This is a genomic window from Streptomyces viridosporus, assembly GCF_002078235.1.
Classification (GTDB): domain Bacteria; phylum Actinomycetota; class Actinomycetes; order Streptomycetales; family Streptomycetaceae; genus Streptomyces; species Streptomyces viridosporus.
In genome coordinates this window covers 1-998 of record NZ_MSGP01000748.1, presented here as the reverse complement: position 1 = coordinate 998, position 998 = coordinate 1, and the positions used below count along the sequence as shown (strand labels likewise).

Annotated in this window: 1 protein-coding gene and 1 pseudogene; both read right to left on the bottom strand. The window is 73.8% G+C overall.

The features are described 5' to 3' along the window. A partial coding sequence (locus B7L92_RS36975) for a serine/threonine-protein kinase (protein WP_255311325.1) occupies window positions 1–730 on the bottom strand: 730 nt, incomplete at its 3' end. Window positions 731–795: 65 nt separating this feature from the next. After that, a pseudogene (locus tag B7L92_RS36970) lies at window positions 796–998 on the bottom strand (hypothetical protein); the annotation flags it as partial.

Genomic DNA, 998 nt, shown 5'->3' with positions numbered 1-998 from the left:
GCTGGAGACGCTGGTGCTGCGCCTGCTCGCCAAGGACCCGCAGCACCAGCGTCTCCAGCGCCTCGGGGACCTCGGGGCGGATCCGGCGCACGGGCAGCGGCGGCTCGTACAGGTGCCGGTGCAGCACGCCGAGCGCCGTAGAGCCGGCGAACGGCACGTCGCCGCTGAGCAGCTCGTGCAGGAGCACACCGAGCGCGTACAGGTCCGTGTACGGGCCGACCGCACCGCCCATCGCCTGCTCGGGGGCCATGTAGGCGGGCGAGCCGATGGGCGAGCCGGTGTGCGTCAGGCGCGTGGTGTCGCTGTCCATGACGGAGGCGACCCCGAGGTCCAGCACGGTGACCGTGCCGTCCTGGTTCACCATCACATTGCGCGGCTTGAGGTCGCGGTGGACGATCGGCACGGCGTGCACCGCGCTCAGCACGGCGCACAGCTGCGCGGCCACCGCCACGGCCCACTGCCACGGGTACGGGTCGTGTTCGGCGAGGTGGTCGCCGAGGTCGGCGCCGTCGACGTACTGCATGACGAGGAACAGCTCCTCGCCCGCGCTGCCCGCGTCGTGCACGGTGACCAGGCCCGGGTGGTCGACCTGTGCGGTCACCCGGCACTCGCGCACGAAGCGGCGGCGCAGTTCGTCGGCCTCCTGCCCGGCCACCTTGTCGGGGCGCAGCAGCTTCACCGCCACGCGCCGGTCCAGCCGCTGGTCGTAGGCCGTCCAGACCTGTCCCATGCCGCCCTGACCGATGAGCGTGGACAGTTCGTAGCGGCCGGCGACGACACGTCCCGCCGTCACGGTCACCTTCCGGTCTCGTGGTCGCCGTGCTGCCCGGGCTGCCCGTGCTGTCCGTCCTGACGGCGCAGGTAGTCGCTGAGTTCGTCGAGTTCCGCCCGCACCTGGTCGATCCGGGCGGGCGCGGGACGCTGCGCCGGCGGTACGGGGCCGGACGGCGCGGCGTCGTGGGGCGCGGGCGCGGGGTGCGGCACGGGCGGCCGGGGTA